The 16,057-nt window shown below is 59.5% G+C and carries 14 protein-coding genes; 12 read left to right on the forward strand and 2 right to left on the reverse strand.

Going from position 1 to position 16,057, the window contains the following annotated elements:
* Positions 1-33 precede the first annotated feature (33 nt).
* From MTP42_RS04785 to MTP42_RS04800, 4 genes are read left to right on the forward strand one after another with little or no spacing between them, the layout of a single operon-like run.
* Positions 34-984 carry an ABC transporter permease gene (locus MTP42_RS04785; RefSeq protein ID WP_097772388.1) on the forward strand — a complete coding sequence of 317 codons (951 nt, stop codon included), beginning with the start codon at positions 34-36 and terminating at the stop codon, positions 982-984.
* Entirely contained in the window at positions 984-1,925 is a 942-nt protein-coding gene (locus MTP42_RS04790) for an ABC transporter permease (RefSeq protein ID WP_156068882.1), read from the forward strand. The genes MTP42_RS04785 and MTP42_RS04790 overlap by 1 nt, the downstream gene beginning before the upstream one ends.
* Before the next feature lie 20 nt (positions 1,926-1,945).
* Positions 1,946-3,001, forward strand: a complete 1,056-nt coding sequence (locus MTP42_RS04795; protein ID WP_249258078.1) for an ABC transporter ATP-binding protein — start codon at positions 1,946-1,948, stop codon at positions 2,999-3,001.
* A complete protein-coding gene (locus tag MTP42_RS04800; RefSeq protein WP_005932252.1) occupies positions 2,994-3,935 on the forward strand; it encodes an ATP-binding cassette domain-containing protein in 942 nt (313 codons plus the stop codon). Before MTP42_RS04795 ends, MTP42_RS04800 begins: the two co-directional genes overlap by 8 nt.
* A gap of 154 nt (positions 3,936-4,089) precedes the next feature.
* On the opposite strand, the gene MTP42_RS04805 is transcribed toward MTP42_RS04800, so the two are convergent.
* Complete coding sequence (locus MTP42_RS04805; protein WP_249258079.1) at positions 4,090-6,105, reverse strand: peptide ABC transporter substrate-binding protein; 2,016 nt, start codon at positions 6,103-6,105, stop codon at positions 4,090-4,092.
* A 360-nt stretch (positions 6,106-6,465) separates the two neighbouring features.
* On the opposite strand from MTP42_RS04805, the gene MTP42_RS04810 reads away from it, so the two are divergent.
* The 8 genes from MTP42_RS04810 to MTP42_RS04845 all read left to right on the forward strand — a co-directional run bounded on the left by MTP42_RS04810 (position 6,466) and on the right by MTP42_RS04845 (position 14,737).
* Complete coding sequence (locus MTP42_RS04810; RefSeq protein ID WP_154276440.1) at positions 6,466-6,888, forward strand: hypothetical protein; 423 nt, start codon at positions 6,466-6,468, stop codon at positions 6,886-6,888.
* 12 nt (positions 6,889-6,900) lie between these two features.
* Complete coding sequence (locus MTP42_RS04815; RefSeq protein WP_249258080.1) at positions 6,901-9,498, forward strand: translation factor GTPase family protein; 2,598 nt, start codon at positions 6,901-6,903, stop codon at positions 9,496-9,498.
* A gap of 124 nt (positions 9,499-9,622) precedes the next feature.
* Positions 9,623-10,516, forward strand: a complete 894-nt coding sequence (locus MTP42_RS04820; RefSeq protein WP_249258081.1) for an NAD(P)H-hydrate dehydratase — start codon at positions 9,623-9,625, stop codon at positions 10,514-10,516.
* A 109-nt stretch (positions 10,517-10,625) separates the two neighbouring features.
* Positions 10,626-11,351 (forward strand): NAD-dependent protein deacylase, encoded by a 726-nt coding sequence (locus MTP42_RS04825; RefSeq protein ID WP_156057496.1) that lies wholly within the window; start codon positions 10,626-10,628, stop codon positions 11,349-11,351.
* Between the two features lies 1 nt (position 11,352).
* On the forward strand, positions 11,353-12,315 hold the full coding sequence (locus MTP42_RS04830) for a D-2-hydroxyacid dehydrogenase (RefSeq protein WP_249258082.1): 963 nt from the start codon (positions 11,353-11,355) through the stop codon (positions 12,313-12,315).
* 16 nt (positions 12,316-12,331) lie between these two features.
* On the forward strand, positions 12,332-13,219 hold the full coding sequence (locus tag MTP42_RS04835; RefSeq protein ID WP_249258083.1) for an aldose 1-epimerase family protein: 888 nt from the start codon (positions 12,332-12,334) through the stop codon (positions 13,217-13,219).
* A gap of 245 nt (positions 13,220-13,464) precedes the next feature.
* Positions 13,465-14,595, forward strand: coding sequence for a sodium ion-translocating decarboxylase subunit beta (locus MTP42_RS04840; protein ID WP_156061530.1), 1,131 nt, complete (start codon positions 13,465-13,467; stop codon positions 14,593-14,595).
* Between the two features lie 13 nt (positions 14,596-14,608).
* A complete protein-coding gene (locus MTP42_RS04845) occupies positions 14,609-14,737 on the forward strand; it encodes an oxaloacetate decarboxylase (RefSeq protein ID WP_097770616.1) in 129 nt (42 codons plus the stop codon).
* 55 nt (positions 14,738-14,792) lie between these two features.
* On the opposite strand, the gene MTP42_RS04850 is transcribed toward MTP42_RS04845, so the two are convergent.
* Complete coding sequence (locus MTP42_RS04850; protein ID WP_097772377.1) at positions 14,793-15,980, reverse strand: LL-diaminopimelate aminotransferase; 1,188 nt, start codon at positions 15,978-15,980, stop codon at positions 14,793-14,795.
* Positions 15,981-16,057 lie beyond the last annotated feature (77 nt).

The following is a 16,057-nucleotide window of genomic DNA, read 5'->3' on the forward strand; positions in this document are numbered from 1 at the left end:
AAGGGTAGAAATAAAAGTTAAGGGTTCGATAACATGTTAAAATACACGGTTAAGCGGCTGCTTCAGTCGCTTGTCACAATTTTCCTGATCGCAACGGCCGTCTTCCTGATGATGCGCTGCCTACCGACGGACTACTACTTCACTGAGGAACAGCTCATGAAGTTTACCGATCAGCAGAAAACCGCAGCCCTGGAAGCAGCCGGCCTGACCGACCCCATCCCCACCCAGCTGGTCAAGTTCTACAACAGCCTGCTGCATCTGGATTTCGGCACTTCCCGCCGCATCCAGAACGGTGCCCCGGTGGTCAAGGTCATTGGTAAAAAGTTTGGTGTCTCCATGCGTTTGGGCCTCACGGCGTCCGCCATCTCTCTGGTGGTCGGTGTGCTGATGGGCATCCTGCAGGCGGCATTCAAGGACAAGGTATTCGACTGGATCGGCACGGCCTACACCGTGTTCGTCAACGCGGTCCCGTCGCTGGTGTCGTATTCTCTGGTGCTGGTCTTTGGTTCCAAGTACCTGGGATTCCCCACGCTGTACTCCACCCGCAATGTGAGTGCTTCCAGCGTGCTGCCCATCACCTGCCTTTCGCTGGCATCCATTGCAGGCTATGCCCTGTGGACCCGCCGCTACATGGTGGATGAGCTGACCCGCGACTATATCAAGCTGGCCCGTGTCAAGGGCCTGAGCTCCCGCGAGATCATGTTTAAGCATGTTCTGCGCAACGCCATGGTTCCCATGGTGCAGTATATCCCCCAGTCCATCCTGCTGACGGTGGGCGGCTCCCTGCTGATGGAACGGTTCTTCTCCGTTCCCGGCATGGGCCCCCTGCTGACGGATGCCATCCAGCGCTATGACCTGAACGTTGTGCAGACCCTGGTCATCCTCTACGCTGTGCTGGGCATCGTGGGCGTGTTCCTGGGCGATGTGCTGATGATGGTGGTTGACCCCCGTATCACCCTGACCGGAAAGGAGGAAGCACGCTGATGGCTAAGGCATCTGATTTTGAAGGCAAGAAGCAGGACGAGCTGTTCTACTTTGTGGATTATTCCCCGGAAGAAGCTGAACGCATCGGCTACTCCAACTATTCCTATTGGGGTTCTGTCATCCAGAACTTCCTCAAGCAGAAGGTCGCTGTCTTCTGCCTGATCCTGTTCCTGGCGCTGACGGTGTTCTCCTTCATTGCGCTGGGCATCGGCAAGTATCACTACACTACCCTGATCTCTGATTCCAGCAAGGCTTTCATCAAGCCCAACAGTGAGTACTGGTTCGGTACCGACAACCTGGGCCGTGACTACTGGTGCCAGGTGTGGTATGCCACCCAGGTTTCCATCCGTCTGGCTCTGGTGGTCGCCGTGGGCGAGAGCATCGTGGGCGTGATCTTCGGCTTGATCTGGGGCTATGTGCGCAGTCTGGACCGCTTCTTCACGGAGCTGTACAACCTGATCGACAACGTGCCCTATATCATTTATATGACCCTGATCGCCCTGATGGTGGGTCAGAGCTTCTGGATCATGGCCATCTCCATGATCGCCATCAACTGGCTTTCTATGGCACGCCGTGTCCGCAACATGGTGTTCATGTTCCGTGACCGCGAGTACAACCTCGCGTCCCGCTGCCTGGGCACCCCGCTGTGGCGTGTGCTGACCAAGAACATCCTGCCGTATCTGGTCTCCGTTATCATCCTGCGTATGGCACTGTCCATCCCGGGCACCATCAATCTGGAATCCACGCTGTCCTACCTGGGCCTGGGCCTGGGCATCGACACGCCTTCTCTGGGCCTGATCCTGAGCAAGGTGCGCGGCTTCTTCCTGGATTATCCGTACCTGCTGGTTTTCCCTGCATCCATCGTGTCCATCATTTCCATTTCTTTCTATATCATGGGCAACGCTTTGTCGGATGCGGCTGATCCGCGCAACCACGTTTGATAGATTGGAGAGAGACGTAAATGGATAGACAACCGATTATCTCTGCCAAAGACGTGGAGATCACTTTCAGCCTGCGCGGCCGCAAGCTGAACGCCATCCGCAAGTGCTCGCTGGACCTGTACGAAGGCGAGACCCTTGCCATCGTGGGCGAGTCCGGCTCGGGCAAGTCCGTATTCACCAAGACCTTTGTGGGTATGCTGGATGCCAACGGTATGATTACCGGCGGCTCCATCATGTTTGAAGGCCGCGATATGACCAAGTTCACCGAGAAGGATTGGCTGGGTGTCCGCGGCAAAAAGATCGCCATGGTCATGCAGGATCCTATGACCAGCCTGAACCCGCTGAAGAAAATCGGCAAGCAGATCCAGGAGAGCATTGAGCATCACCAGGGTCTGAAGGGCGAGGAAGCCAAAAAGGCTGCCATCGAGATGCTGGGCAAGGTGGGTATCCCCGACCCCGAGCGTCGGTACGAGCAGTACCCCCACGAGTTCTCCGGCGGTATGCGTCAGCGTGTCGTCATTGCCATTGCAGCGGCCTGCCGCCCGCAGATCCTGATCTGCGACGAGCCCACCACTGCGCTGGACGTGACCATTCAGGCACAGATCCTGCAGCTGATCCGCGACCTGCAGAAGGAGCTGGGCATGTCCGTTATCTACATCACCCATGACCTGGGCGTTGTGGCAAACGTGGCAGACCGTGTGGCCGTGATGTACGCCGGCCAGATCGTGGAATACGGCACCGTGGAGGAGATCTTCTACGACGCATGGCATCCCTACACCTGGGCTCTGCTGCAGGCTCTGCCGCAGCTGGGCACCAAGGGTGAGGCCCTGCCCAGCGTGGATGGTACTCCCCCGAACCTGTTCAACGAGATCAAGGGTGACGCATTTGCGCCCCGCAACAAGCATGCGCTGGCAATCGACTTTGTGCAAGAGCCTCCGTTCTTCCAGGTGTCCGAGACCCACGCCGCAAAGACCTGGTATCTGGACCCGCGCGCTCCCAAGATCGAGCGGCCGCACTCCATCCAGAACCTGCGTGAGAAAATGGGAAAGATGGGAGGCGCCAACTTAAATGGCTGAACGCGAAAAGCTGATTGAGCTGAAAGACCTTCAGATCACCTTTGGCTCCGGTAAGAAGAAATTTGTTGCTGTCGATCATGTCAACTTTGACATCTATAAGGGCGAGACCTTCTCGCTGGTCGGCGAGTCCGGCTCCGGCAAGACCACCATTGGCCGTGCCATCTGCCGCATCAACCCGACCTCCGGCGGCGACATCTTCTTCAAGGGCCAGAAGATCAACGGCAAGATCTCCAAGGAACTGGACAAAGAGGTCATCCGTAAGATCCAGATGATCTTCCAGGACCCCATGGCTTCGCTGAACGAGCGCGCCAAGGTGGAGTATATCATTGCTGAGGGCCTGCTGAACCATCATCTCTACAAGGATCAGGAAGACCTGCATGAAAAGGTGATGAACGCCCTGCATGAGGTCGGCCTGCTGCCGGAGTTTGCCTCCCGCTTCCCCCACGAGTTCTCGGGTGGCCAGCGCCAGCGCATCGGCATTGCCCGTGCTCTGGTCATGGAGCCGGAGTTCATCGTGGCCGATGAGCCCATCTCTGCACTGGATGTCTCTATCCGTGCACAGGTGCTGAACCTGCTGAACGAGATGAAGAAGAGCCGCGGCCTGACCTACCTGTTCATTGCACATGACCTGTCGGTGGTCCGGTTCATCTCGGATCGTATCGCTGTTATCAGCAAGGGCCGCATCGTGGAGCTGGCTGAGGCGGAGGAGCTATTCCTCCATCCGCTGCATCCCTACACCAAAGCCCTGCTGAGCGCGGTTCCCATCCCTGACCCCAGCCTTGAAAAGCACAAGAAGCTGCTGGTCTATGACCCCTCGATTCACGATTACAGTGTGGATAAGCCGGTCTGGGAAGAGATCGCAAACGGCCACTTTGTGTATGGCAACCAGCGTGAGCTGGAAGGCTACCGCAAGGAGTATGAAAGCCAGCTGTAAGCTGAACCGCTTTCCTGTATTTTAACACAATGACCCCGCCGCGCTGGGAGTTTTCCCGCGCGGCGGGGTTTTGTGCTGTCAGGGAGCAAAAAAGAACCGGACGCTTCAAAAACGTCCGGTTCTGCTTTTTGCGATTGGCTATTGGTTCACGCGATCAGGCCTGAGTGGCTGCGTCGAATGCGGCAGCAAACGCATCGTACTGTTCGGTGGTGTAGGCCTCCTCGCTGGTCTCCCAGTTCACAGCCTTGTAGTTGCAGGGACCATACATAGCGTTGATCTTGCTGTACTCGTTGACGTGGGTCAGGCACCAGGTGATATCGTAGACGGTGGGGAAGATCAGGTTCTCGTCCAGGAAGTAAGCCTCGGCCTTGGCAAATGCAGCGTAGCGTGCATCGGTGTCGTCAACGATGGCACGGCCCTCGTTCACCAGATCGGTGAACTTCTCGTAGGCGGCAACCAGATCCTTCTGGTAGCTGGCGGGGCCATTGTTCACAATGCCTGCGATGTTGGTCATGTTGCAGCTGTAGTAAGCATTGTCATCGTGAACGATGATCTGGGTCAGGAAGTTGATGGGATCGCCGAAGTCAGCGCCCCAGCCCATGTGGACGAAGCTCTGCAGCTTGGGTGCTACGACTTCCTTCATGGTGGAGGACACGAAGGTGTTGATATCCAGCACGATGAAGTCATCGCCGAAGCTGTCGGTGAAGCACTGCTTCAGCACGGTTGCGCTGTCCAGAGCGGAGGTGGAGCCAGCCAGAATATAGTAGGAGCAGTGAACAGGGAAGGTGACACCAATGGCGCTCAGCTCTTCCATGGCCTGCTTCTTCAGCTCGGTGATGTCGCCGTTGTTGGCGCGCAGGCGCTTCATGGTCTTGCCATCGTAAGCCTCGCCGTCCAGACCCATCTCCTTGGCCACCAGGTTGGTGTAGTCGGTGCCGTCAGAGGTGTAGCACAGGCCCTTCATGGTGAAGAAGTCGTTCTCGCACTTCAGGGGATTGATGGGGTTGTAACGGGCGAAGAACTTGTTCAGCACCATGCCCTTGGAGAAGCACTGACGGAAGGCCTTGTTGGCAATGGCCTTGTTCCAGTTCTCATCGGGGGTGCCATCGGTGTTCTTCTTGTCGTAGTTGAAGATGAAGCAGTAGCTGAACTTCTTGGCACGCTTCTCGCACAGCTGCTGATTGTACTCGTTGGAAGGATCGGACTGAATGGTGGTGATGTTGCTCTCGCCCAGGTCCACCTCGTCCAGCTCGCGGCTCTGATACAGCTGCAGGCTGATGGAACCGTCGCTGATCATGGTGACAGTGAAGCGCTCAAAGCGGCTGACGTTGGCAGCATCGTAGTAGTTGGGGTTGGGGATGTAGCTCTTGGTGTTGCCCTGGATGTACTCCTCCACCACATAGGGTCCGTTGTACCACATGGTGGTGTTGTCGCAGCTCCGGAAGCCATCGACACCCAGCTCCTCGATCAGAGCAGGGGCTACGGGGTAGAAGCTGTTGTAGGCGGCAACGGTATCAAAGTAGGGGCAGGCGCTGGGGCAGGTGAACACCAGAGTGTAATCATCCGGAGCTTCGATGCCCACACCGGCAGCCAGCATGTCCTCGTAGGTCATGTCAGCAGCAGCGTCACCGGCTTCCTTGGTCAGCGCGTAGTACTCGTAAGCACCCACAATGGTATCGTTGGGCATGGAGGTGTTGTTGGCCTCGTTCTTGATGGCGTTCATCACCCATTCAAAACCAACCAGGAAGTCCTTGCTGGTCAGGTGAGCCTTCACCTCACCGTTGCAATCCACCCAGTCCACGTCATCCCGCAGGTGGAAGGTCCAGACAGTGGCATCCTCATTGTGCTCCCAGCTGGAAGCGATGGCGGGCACCACCTTGCCGTAGCAGTCAAAGCTCAGCAAGCCATCCCACAGGTTGGTGACCACGTTGGCATCCTCAGCCTTCTGGGTGTACAGCATGTTCCAGCTTTCCAGCTCACGGTTGCCGCTCTCAAAGGAGATGAACTCCTTCAGGGGGGTAGCGCCGGTGGAGTTGGGGGCAGCAGCGCCGCTGGCGGCAGCACCATTGCCGGTGTTGTTGGACTTTTCGCCGCAGGCTGCCAGCAGGCTGGCGGCACCCACAGCACCTGCACCCTTCAGGAAGGTGCGGCGATCAAAATTGAAGCTCATTGGATGATCCTCCCAGATCTTGCGCGGACAGAGCCGCGCGTTTTTCCTTTTCCTAAACGCAGTGAGGCTGTCTGCCTTTCCAAAAAGTGCACAGGAAAGACAAAAGTCGCACCACTGTATATTTTAGCACTTTACTGGAAAGAAGTCAATCCACCATAGCATAGAATTGGAAACAAAACGGTGACAAACACTTTCATGGGAAAAGAATGTGGAAAAAATTACTATAAAATGGAAAGAACTGTATATCTGTGAAGAACAGGCAAAAGAGAGAAACTGTTCACACTGTGCGCACAAAACAGCTATCTTTTTTCACAAAAACATGATACAATAAAATGTATCTGTATCAATAAGGAGCGCACCATGAAGAAACTGACCTCGATGTACAAACGCTACATGTTCCACCCCATTTTATATAAGACCGTGACCCGCACCTCCATTGTGGCCGTGCTGATGCTGCTGTGGCAGCGCTATGTCAGCGATGGCACGTTTACCATCTGGGAGGCCCCGGGCTTTCTGTGCGGCGTGGTGCTGCTCATCTGGGCCTGGGTGGACTACCTGCGGCTGGATGGCGTGACCATCCACCATCTGCTGGAGGAATTCAAGGGGATGGGCAAGCGGCAGAAAAAGATCCACTCCACCCGCTCCATCATCGACTATGCGGATGAGAAGATCGTCTCCTTTGAGGAGCTGGAGCCCGAGGAGCGCACCTATTGCAGCCTGCTCTCCAATCTGGTGCTGGGCCTGCCGCTGGTCGCTGCTGCGCTGATCGCCAGCGCACTGTAAGGGGGCCGCGGCATGGAACAAGAGCACAAGCAGCTGGTCATCGGCATTCTGGCCCATGTGGACAGCGGCAAGACCACCCTTTCCGAGGCCCTGCTCTACGGCACCGGCACCATCCGCAAGCTGGGCCGGGTGGACCATAAGGATGCCTTTCTGGACACCGACGCGCTGGAAAAGGCGCGCGGCATTACCATTTTCTCCAAACAGGCCCTCTTCACGGCGGGCGATACCGATTTTACCCTGCTGGACACCCCGGGCCATGTGGATTTTTCCACGGAGACCGAGCGGACACTACAGGTGCTGGATTATGCGGTGCTGGTCATCAGCGGTACCGACGGCGTGCAGAGCCATACCGAGACACTCTGGCGGCTGCTGCGGCGGTATCACATCCCCACCTTTGTGTTCGTGAACAAGATGGACCTGCCCGGCCCGGGCAGGGAAGCGCTTCTGACCCAGCTGAACCGTCGGCTGGGGGATGGCTTTGTGGATTTTGGGGCAGAGCAGGCCGACCGGGACGAGGCGCTGGCTCTCTGCGATGAGCGGCTGATGGAGACGATGCTGGATCGAGGAAGCCTGACCGATACCGACCTCATCCCCGCCATTGCCCGGCGGCATGTGTTTCCCTGCTGGTTTGGCTCAGCCCTGAAGCTGCAGGGTGTGGATGCGTTGGTGGAGGGCCTGGACCGCTATACCCGCCCGGCCCCCGCGCTGGAAGCCTTCGGGGCCAAGGTGTTCAAGGTGAGCCAGGATGAGCAGGGGAACCGCCTGACCTGGCTGCGGGTGACCGGCGGCGCGCTCAAGGTGAAAGCCCAGCTCACCGGAGAAGCCGACGGGGAGCCATGGGCCGAAAAGGCCAACCAGCTGCGGCTCTACTCCGGCGCAAAGTTTACGCTGGCAGAGTGCATCGGCCCCGGCCAGGTGTGCGCCGTTACCGGCCTGACCAAAGCCCGCCCGGGCGAGGGTCTGGGGGCGGAACGGGACAGTGACCTGCCGGTGCTGGAGCCGGTGCTGAGCTATCAGGTGCTGCTGCCAGAGGGTGCGGACGTGCATGCCGCACTGGGAAAGCTCCATCGGCTGGAAGAAGAGGAACCCCAGCTCCATGTGGTCTGGAACGAGACCCTGGGCGAGATCCATGTCCAGCTGATGGGCGAGATCCAGCTGGAGGTGCTGAAAAGCCTGCTGGCCGAGCGGTACGGGCTGGAGGTCAGCTTCGGTCCCGGCGGCATCCTGTATAAGGAGACCATCACCGAAGCCATGGAGGGTGTGGGCCACTACGAGCCCCTGCGCCATTATGCGGAAGTCCACCTCAAGCTGGAGCCGCTGCCCCGGGGCAGCGGAATGCAGTTTGCCACCGACTGCCGGGAAGAGGTGCTGGACAAGAACTGGCAGCGGCTGGTGCTGACGCATCTTGAGGAAAAGCAGCATCTGGGTGTGCTCATCGGGGCACCCCTGACCGATGTGAAGATCACCCTCATTGCGGGCCGCGCCCACCTCAAGCACACCGAGGGCGGTGACTTCCGGCAGGCGACCTACCGCGCCGTCCGGCAGGGCCTGATGATGGCAGACCAGATCCACAAGACCCAGCTGCTGGAGCCGTGGTATGCCTTCCGGCTGGAGCTGCCCTCTGACAACGTGGGCCGCGCCATGAACGATATCCAGAACATGGGCGGAAGTTTTGACCCGCCCGAGACCGGAGCCGACGGGGATACCACCCTGCTCACCGGCACCGCACCGGCCTCCACCATGCGCAGCTATCCCATGGAGGTGGTGGGCTACACCCGGGGCAGGGGACACCTGACCCTGACGCTGGACGGCTACCGTCCCTGCCACAATGCAGCAGAGGTCATCGAGGCTGCGGGCTATGAGCCGGAACACGACCTCGACAACCCGGCGGATTCGGTGTTCTGCGCCCACGGGGCCGGATTTGTGGTGCCCTGGGAGCAGGTGCGCAGCCACATGCATGTGGACAGCGGCTGGGGCAAGACTGCAAAGACCGAGGAAACGGTGCAGGCCCGTCCCCGCCGGATGGTCGCCTATCGTGCTACTTTGGAAGAGGATGCTGAGCTGCTGAAGATCTTTGAACAGACCTATGGGCCCATCAAGCGGGACCCGCTGGCGGCGTTCCGCCCCACCCAGAAGCGGGAACGCCCTGATTTCAACGCCGAGCAGTGGGAGATCCAGCCCGAATACCTGCTGGTGGACGGCTACAACATCATCTTTGCATGGGACGAGCTGAACGCACTCTCCAAAGAGAGCCTGGAAGCGGCCCGCCACAGGCTGATGGACATCCTCTGCAACTATCAGGGCTTTAAGAAGTGTGTGCTCATCCTTGTGTTTGATGCCTACCGTGTGCCGGGCAGTCCCGGCAGCATAGAGCAGTACCACAATATCCATGTGGTCTACACCCGGGAAGCCGAGACCGCCGATATGTTCATCGAGCGTGTCACCCATGAGATCGGCAAGGGCCGCCGCGTCCGCGTGGCCACCTCCGATGGCATGGAACAGGTCATCATCCTGGGCCATGGTGCCCTCCGTGTCTCTGCCCGCATGTTCCATGAAGAGGTGCAGGAGGCGGAGAAGGAGATCCGGAGGTATTTGCAGGGAACGGATTAAACCTCTCCGTCATTGCTTGGCAAAGAGGGTGAGCTTTACGAAATGCCAAGGGCCCCCCTATTAGCGGGGGCTGTCACGCAAAGCGTGACTGGGGGGTTAAACCACAGTAGGAAAGGAGCCGCCTATGTTCGAAACAACTTCTGATTTTGTTTGGCAAAAGATCCAGCCCCGCCCCCGGGATGCGCATAAGGGGACCTTTGGCTTCGTGCTGGCGGTGGCGGGCAGTGCGTCCTACCGGGGCGCGGCGGCGCTGGCCGTGGAAGGTGCCCTGCGCACCGGGGCCGGCATCGTTACGCTGGCAAGTGTGGAGCCGGTGCTGGCGGCAGTGGCCGCCCGCCTGCCCGAGTGCTGTCTCTGCCCCTGCGAAGCGGGGGCAGAGGGCGGCATCTCGCCCCAGAATATCGACCGCATCCGGCGGCAGAAGGCCTCTGTTCTGCTGGCGGGCCCCGGGCTGGGCTATACGGCCCAGAGCGCGGCCCGTGCTGCCGAGACCCGGGCGCTGGTAAAAACGCTCCTGCCCGGCTTTTCCGGCAGTGCAGTGCTGGATGCGGACGGCCTGAACGCCGCCGCTGACCTGCTCCAAACGGAAAAAATGCTTCATCCTCAAGGAGAACTGATTTTAACGCCCCACCCCGGCGAGATGGCCCGGCTGACCGGACACTCTACGGCAGAGATCAACGCGGACCGGGAAGGCACGGCGCTGCGCTATGCGAAAGCATGGAATGCTGTGGTGGTGCTGAAGGGGGCAAATACCGTCATTGCAGGGCCGGATGGCCGCTGCGCGGTCAATCCCACCGGCAACCCGGGGCTTTCCCGGGGCGGCAGCGGGGATGTGCTGGCGGGCATGACCAGCGCCCTGCTGGCCTGCGGTCTGCCTGCCTTTGAGGCCGCTGCCTGTGCCGTTTATCTCCATGGTGCAGCTGCCGACCGTGCCGCTGCCCTGCACGGGGAAACCGGGATGCTCCCGCATGATCTGCTGGATGCACTGGGGACCCTGTTTGCCGAAAACGGGCGCTGAGCAAGGGGACGATCCCATCAAAAAAAGAAACGCTTCCTTTCCTCTGGATTTGTGTTATACTGGAGCTATCCAAAACACAACGATCTGCCGGAAAGGAAGCGTTTCTTTTATGGTTCCTGCACTGGAAAAAATCATTGCCGAGAGCGACCGCATCGTCTTTTTTGGCGGCGCGGGGGTCTCCACCGAAAGCGGCATCCCCGATTTCCGCAGCGTGGACGGCCTGTACCACCAGAAGTACGATTACCCGCCCGAGACCATCCTGAGCCACACCTTCTGGGAGGAGAACCCCGAGGAGTTCTACCGGTTCTACCGGGATAAGCTCATTGTGAAGGGGGCAAAGCCCAACGCTGCCCATCTGCGGCTGGCAAAGCTGGAGCGGGAGGGCAGGCTGAAGGCCATCGTCACCCAGAACATCGACGGTCTGCATCAGGCTGCGGGGTCCAAGACCGTTTACGAGCTCCACGGCAGCACCCTGCGCAACTACTGCGTGAAGTGCGGCACGTTCTACGATGTGGACTTCATTGCCAACAGTACCGGCGTGCCCCGCTGCCCCAAGTGCGGCGGCATCGTCAAGCCGGATGTCGTCCTGTACGAGGAAGGGCTGGACGAGGAGGTGCTCTCCGGGGCCGTGTCTGCCATCCGCAAGGCGGATACCCTCATCATCGGCGGCACCAGTCTGGTGGTCTACCCGGCGGCGGGGCTTATCCGGTACTTCCGGGGCCGCCATCTGGTGGTCATCAACATGCAGCCCACCGGGGCCGATGCGCAGGCCGACCTGTGCATTGCAAAGCCCATCGGTCAGGTGCTGAGCGAGGACGTATTGTTGGAGGACTGAGATGAAAGCTGTCATTCTGGAAAGCTATGTCATGGAGGAAGGCGACCTCGACTGGTCGGGGGTAAAGGCGCTGGTGCCCGATACCGTCAGTTATGTCCGCACGGCCTACGAGGAGATCGCCCCCCGCATTGGAGATGCGGACATCGTTCTGCTGAACAAGTGCCGCATGGATGAGGAGATCTTACAGCAGTGCCCGAACCTGAAATGGGTGGGCATCATCGCCACGGGCACCGACAACCTGGATCTGGAAGCCTGCCGCCGCCACGGCGTTGCAGTGGCCAATGTGCCGGGCTATTCTACCTACAGCGTGGCCCAGATGACCTTCAGCCTGCTGCTGGCCATCTGCCAGTGCGCGGAGCGCTACAACCGTGCCGTCAAGCAGGGATGCTGGCAGCTGGATATCCCGGAGAGCATCGGCCTGCTGCCCCAGATGGAGCTCTACGGCAAGACCTATGGCGTTTACGGCTATGGCAACATCGGGCGGCAGTCGGCCCGCATTGCCAGAGCCTTTGGCATGGAGGTGCTGGTCTGCACCCGCACCGTCCGGCCCGAATACGCCGCCGACGGTGTGGAGTTTGTGGATTATGATACCCTGCTGAGGCGGTGCGATATCCTCAGCCTGCACTGCCCGGCCACACCCCAGACCCGGGGCCTTGTCAACGCGGAGGCGCTGGCGAAGATGAAGCCCGGGGCTATTCTGCTCAACACGGCCCGGGGCGCGCTGGTGGATGAGGAGGCCGTGGCAGCGGCCCTCCACAGCGGTCAGCTGGGCTTTTACGGGGCCGATGCCTTTGTCACCGAGCCTCTGCCTCAGGAAAGCCCCCTGCGGGCAGAACCCCACGCTATCCTCACACCGCACATTGCGTGGACGACCCGGGAGGCTTTGCAGAACCTGATGGACATTACCACCCGGAACCTGCGCACCTGGCTGGAAGGAAACGGCGAGCACATCGTCAACAGATAAAAAGGAGAGATGAATCATGCAGGCAACCATTCACAACGAATTCCTGACCCTGACCGTGGATACCCATGGTGCCGAAGCAGTCAGCCTGAAAAATGCCGCCGGGCAGGAGATGCTCTGGCAGGCCGACCCGGCTGTCTGGAAGCGCCATGCCCCCATCCTTTTCCCCTGGACGGGCAAGCTGACCGGCGGGGCCTTTACCCATAAAGGCAAGACCTACCCCGGCGGTCAGCACGGCTTTGCCCGGGACGTGGAGCACACCCTGCTCTGCGCCGAGGGCGACACCATCCGGCTGGAGCTGCGCTCGGATGAAAAGAGCAAGGCAGAGCGCTTCCCGTTTGATTTTGTTCTGACCAGCACCTTCCGGCTGGAGGGCAGGACGGTGCACCACACCCTGACCGTCACCAACCCCGCCGATGCCGCCGAGGAGCTGCAGTTCGGCATCGGCTACCACCCGGCGTTCCGCATCCCCTTTGATGACAAGCACACCACCACCGATTACGAGTTCCGCTTCGACCAGCCGGAGAGCCCGATGATCCTGGACGCTTACCCCAACGGTCTGCTGACCGGCAAGTGCGGCTACCGGTGGAAGAATGAGCAGAGCATCCCCCTGACAGACGATCTGTTTGAGAACGACAGCTTCTGCATGGCCGGTCTGCGCAGCCGCACGCTGGGCATCTACGAAAAGGACACCGGCAAGGGGATCGTCTGCAATGTGGAGGGCTACCCATACACCCTCATCTGGTCGGCTCCGGCAAAGCCTGTGCGCTTTGTCTGCATTGAGCCGTGGCACTCCCTGCCCGGTGCCCAGACCGATCCCCAGGAGTGGAGCCAGCGCGCCGCTGCCGCCTGCCTTGCCCCCGGCCAGACCTGGGAGACCACCCTCAGCACAACGTTTGAGCGCTGAAGCAAAGTTTGGCAAAGAAATGCAGGAACCCCTTGACAGAGGGGACTGCATTCTGATTTAATTAGAATCGATAAAAGGGAGTAAAGGGCATCCCGCAGGGCCTGCGGGGTGCTGCATGGCAGCGTCATCACGGCAGAAATGCCCGATGTCATGTGTTGGCTTGAGACTTTTGTCACAGACAGAGTGCTGTGGCAGGGGTCTCTTTTTTCTTGCCCGGCACAGGAACACAAGGAGGAAAAATAAATATGGATCTTCTGAACACATTCGCCAGTCTCTTTTCCAATTTTGGAAATCTGACCTGGCAGATGGTGGTGATGTGGGGCATCGGTGCGCTGCTCATCTACCTTGCCATCGCCAAAAAGATGGAGCCGAGCCTGCTGCTGCCCATGGGCTTTGGTGCCATTCTGGTCAACCTGCCTCTCTCGGGTGCCATCACGCAGGGGGATACGGTCGGCCCGATCTCTGCATTGTTTGAAGCGGGCATGTCCAACGAGCTGTTCCCGCTGCTGCTCTTCATCGGCATCGGTGCCATGATCGATTTTGGCCCGCTGCTGGAAAAGCCGTGGCTGATGCTCTTTGGCGCGGCGGCCCAGTTCGGCATCTTTTTCACCCTGTTTCTGGCGGGCTTCTTCTTTGACCTGAAGGATGCTGCCTCCATCGCTGTCATCGGTGCGGCAGACGGCCCCACCGCCATTTTCGTGGCCAACACGCTCAACTCCCAGTACCTCGGTGCCATCATGGTGGCAGCCTACAGCTACATGGCGCTGGTGCCCATCGTGCAGCCGCCCGTGATCCGGCTGCTGACTACGCAGAAGGAGCGCCGCATCCGGATGTCCTATGAAAAGGGCAGTGTTTCCCAGCTGACCAAGATCCTGTTCCCCATCGTGGTCACGATCATTGCAGGCATGGTGGCTCCGGCCAGTGTGGCACTGGTGGGCTTTTTGATGTTCGGCAACCTGCTGCGGGAGTGCGGGGTGCTGAATGCGCTGAGCGAGACCGCCCAGAATGTGCTGGCAAATCTCATCACCATCGTGCTGGGCCTGACCGTTGCCGGGCAGATGACCGCCGACAAGTTCGTGCGGCCCGACACCCTGCTCATCCTTGCACTGGGTCTGGTGGCCTTTGTCTTTGACACGGCAGGCGGCGTGCTGTTTGCAAAGCTGCTGAACCTTTTCCGGCCGGAGGGCAAAAAGCTGAATCCCATGATCGGCGCGGCCGGTATCTCGGCCTTCCCCATGAGCGGCCGTGTGGTCAACAAGATGGGCCTGGAAGAGGACAACCAGAATTTCCTGCTGATGTATTCCATCAGCGTCAACGTTTCGGGACAGATCGCGTCCGTCATTGCAGGCGGCCTGATCTTGACCCTGATGGTTTAACGGAGGTGATCGTATGCTTCATCTTACTTCGTGGATGACCACGCTGCCGATGATGCTGATCGGGATGGTCGGCATCATCCTTGTCATCGGTATCATTGTTCTGGCGGTGATGCTGCTCAACCGGCTGACGGGCCGGAAATAAAAGAAAAAGGCGATGCAGCTGTTCAAAACTGCATCGCCTTTTTGCTTGTGTAAAATTACAGGGCCTGGATGGCGGCCTTGATGCGCTGGGCGGCGACCTTGGTCTTTTCGGCATCGCCGAAGGCGGTCAGGCGGAAGTAGCCCTCGCCGCACTCGCCGAAGCCGACACCCGGGGTGCCGACCACGCCGCAGTTCTCCAGCAGCCAGTCGAAGAACTCCCAGCTCTTCATACCGCCGGGGCAGCGCAGCCAGATGTAGGGGCTGTTCTTGCCGCCGCAGTACCACACGCCGCACTCGTCCAGCGCGTCGGCAATGACCTTGGCGTTCTGGCGGTAGTAATCGAGGTTGGCCTGGATCTCAGCCATGCCGCTCTCGGTGAACACGGCGGCAGCAGCGCGCTGAACGACGTAGGGCACGCCGTTGAACTTGGTGGTCTGGCGGCGCAGCCACAGCTTGTTCAGGTTCATGCCCTCGCGCTCCAGCTCGTGGGGCACGATGGTGTAGCCGCAGCGGGTGCCGGTGAAGCCTGCGATCTTGGAGAAGGAGCAGATCTCAATGGCGCACTCGCGGGCACCCTCTACCTCAAAGATGCTGCGTGCCAGAGCGGGATCGGTGATGAAGCACTCGTAGGCGGCATCGTACAGGATAACGGCGTTGTTCTTTTTGGCGTAGTCCACCCAGGCCTTGAGCTGCTCGCGGGTGTAGGCGGCACCGGTGGGGTTGTTGGGGCTGCAGATGTAGATGATGTCAGCCTTCACGCTGTCATCGGGCATCCCCAGGAAGCCGTTCTCCTGGCTGGTGCGGCCGTAAATGATCTTGCGGCCGTCGGTCACGTTGTCGTCCACATAGGTGGGGTACACGGGGTCCGGGACCAGAACGGTGTTGTCCACATCAAACAGGCCCAGTACATTGGCTAGGTCGCTCTTGGCACCATCGGAGATAAAGATCTCGTCCTCAGCCAGCTGGGTGCCGCGGCCTGCGTAGTAGCCCTGAATGGCCTGCTTCAGGAACGGATAGCCCTGTTCAGGGCCGTAGCCGTGGAAGCCCTCCTTGGTGCCCATCTCAGCGGCGGCATCCTGCATGGCGGTGACCACGCACTTTGCCAGAGGCTGGGTCACATCGCCGATGCCCAGACGGATGATCTCCTTTTCGGGGTGTGCTTCCTGATAGGCGGCCACCTTGTGGGCAATGTCCACGAACAGGTAGCTTGCCTTCAGCTCGCCGTAATGGTGATTCATTTTCATAAGTTGTTCCCTCACTTTATAAGATTACCCGCCTTCTCAGGCCGCTTCGCGTCCAGCTCTCCCAAAGGGAGAGCCGA

It is taken from the genome of Faecalibacterium sp. I2-3-92 (assembly GCF_023347315.1).
GTDB lineage: Bacteria > Bacillota > Clostridia > Oscillospirales > Ruminococcaceae > Faecalibacterium > Faecalibacterium duncaniae.